This is a genomic window from Haloferax sp. s1 (assembly GCF_058382125.1).
The window spans coordinates 1-2,018 of sequence record NZ_JBZRPK010000215.1 but is presented as its reverse complement, the minus strand read 5'-3'; the positions used below and the strand labels follow the sequence as shown (position 1 = coordinate 2,018).

Genomic DNA, 2,018 nt, shown 5'->3' with positions numbered 1-2,018 from the left:
CTGTCATGGCGGAGGGCTGGAGCGTACGCTGGGCTGTTCATAGTCATACTGTCCGGAAGCGTTCTTACCGTATCGTTGCTGTCGAATCCGTGGTTTTCGCTACAATACCACTCACTCTCTGACTTGGGTCGCCGCTCGGCTCGGCTCACGCTCGTCTACAATGGTGGACTGGTCGTTAGCGGAGTTCTCTTGCTCTTTTTTTGTACTCAAGTCTTTCGAGAAAGTGAGACCCGCCTCAGCCGGGGTGGGGTCGTACTCTTCGGGCTGACCGGCATAGCGCTCCTTCTGATTGGATACCGCTCAAATGGCGTCACACTTCCTGAATCGTACGCTCTGGGCCTTGCGCTTTCGGGAGGAACAGGAGTATTTCTACTCGCCGTGTCACTGAGTTATCGAGGTGTTGCATATGCCCGGCTGTTCGCTGGCGTCGTTGTGTCTGGAACCTTCCTTGCGTTGCTCGCAATACACACGTTCGACGGACTGGCAATCGCCGAGCTAATTGCAATCGCTGAGTACGACGTAACGCTCCTCATCTTCTCCTATCAACTTCTCCAGAATCCGGGGGACAGCTGTCGTACCGCGTGAACTACGCGCTGGGGACGGCACCCGGACTTCGACCCTAACTCTCCTGAGTGCCTTGTTGAATCTTTCAATTAGTAATCGGTTTGAGTGGTCGTGCTCACAGCGTATATTCACCACGACACCCCCTATCAGGAGTCGTTCTGTTCGATTTTCTGACCCCAGTAGCCCGGGTGTTTCTCGACAACGAGGTCATCCTCAATCGTCAGCTGACACGATAACCGGAGTCCGGAGTCGAGACTATGAGGTGGCAACTTGAGACGACGGCGTTCTTTACCCGTCGGGTTACTGACGTCCCCCTCCACGATTTCGACGGCACATGTTCCGCAAAGCGCGTTGCCGCGACAGTTGGTATACTGCGCTTTCCCGTTATGCGGGGTGAGACCGGCATCCAAAAGAGTTTGACGGAGGTTGTCACCAACGTCAGCTTCGATCGTTTCACCCTTGAACTCTATTGTTGGCATGTGTTTACATAGCACTACAAGACACAAATACGTTTGACCGGTTCGTCCGCTATATGAATTAGATGAAATATCACACAGTAAGGTGAACATGGAGAATTTCTGGTGCCTCACTCACTAGAAACGTCCGCGTAGCTCACACCGCGAGACAGCGAGACAATCGTGATGGTAACACCTTACGAACGCCGTTAGAGACAACGGCTTTTTCAGATGGATACCCCTGGCCTGTTGGTATATCCGACTGTGATTCGAAATACTGAGAACGCCAGTATTGGTCTCGCAGATGACATCGTATTTCAAAACGCTTCGACAGAGTCAGCCCTTTCACCGGATAACAGAAAATGAAAACGTGGTACCTTTTGGGCCTCGAAGAGGCCTCGTGGCCCGAGAAGCTTATGTTCGTCGTAGCGATGAGCGTGATGCTCGCTCTCGGTGGGTTTGGTTTCCTGAAGCCGTCAGTACTCAGTAGCACGCTCATCGGTGCGAAGACGTGGGTCCTCAATTACTTCGGTTGGTGGTTCATCCTACTCGGATTCGTGCTGTTAATTGTCGTCCTACTACTGGTATTTTCGCAGTATGGGAAACTCCGAATCGGTGGTCCCGATGCTGAACCGGAGTTCGGCTTGTTCTCTTGGCTGTCGATGGTATTCACCGTCGGGTTCGGTGCGTCCATTCTCATTTGGGGCGTCGCAGAACCCATCTCCATCGTCAGCAGTCCTCCGCCAAAGCCGTATCCCGTCCAAGGTGCGTCCGTAGAGGCGATGGCACTGGCGTTTATGTTCATTCACGAGGTGTTCCCTGGCCTTGCAATGTGGTATCTCCCCGTCGCGATGGCGTTCGGAATCATCGTCTACACCGACGGCGTCGGTGAGTACAAGATTAGCTCGATGCTCACCGCCGACATCGTCGAAGACCGCATTCCCGGTCCCTATTGGACGGTCAATCTCACCGCTGTCAATGCTACCATCGGCTGAATAT

2 protein-coding genes and 1 pseudogene are annotated in these 2,018 nt (G+C 53.4%); 2 read left to right on the top strand and 1 reads right to left on the bottom strand.

Annotated elements, in window-relative coordinates; translation table 11 throughout:
* Positions 1-585 (top strand): DUF998 domain-containing protein (locus tag QT222_RS01835; RefSeq protein WP_491476120.1); only part of this gene is annotated, 585 nt, incomplete at its 5' end.
* Positions 586-710: 125 nt separating this feature from the next.
* Here the strand turns inward: QT222_RS01835 and QT222_RS01830 are convergent.
* Positions 711-1,043: a 2Fe-2S iron-sulfur cluster-binding protein gene (locus QT222_RS01830; RefSeq protein ID WP_491476119.1), complete on the bottom strand. Its 333-nt coding sequence runs from the start codon at positions 1,041-1,043 to the stop codon at positions 711-713.
* 338 nt (positions 1,044-1,381) lie between these two features.
* Between QT222_RS01830 and QT222_RS01825 the strand changes: the two are divergent.
* Positions 1,382-2,011: pseudogene (locus QT222_RS01825) on the top strand (BCCT family transporter); the annotation flags it as partial.
* Between the last annotated feature and the right edge of the window lie 7 nt (positions 2,012-2,018).

Bases quoted from the DNA above. Each gene is read 5' to 3' on its own strand.
- QT222_RS01830 (WP_491476119.1), bottom strand. From the start codon at position 1,043: ATGCCAACAATAGAGTTCAAGGGTGAAACGATCGAAGCTGACGTTGGT.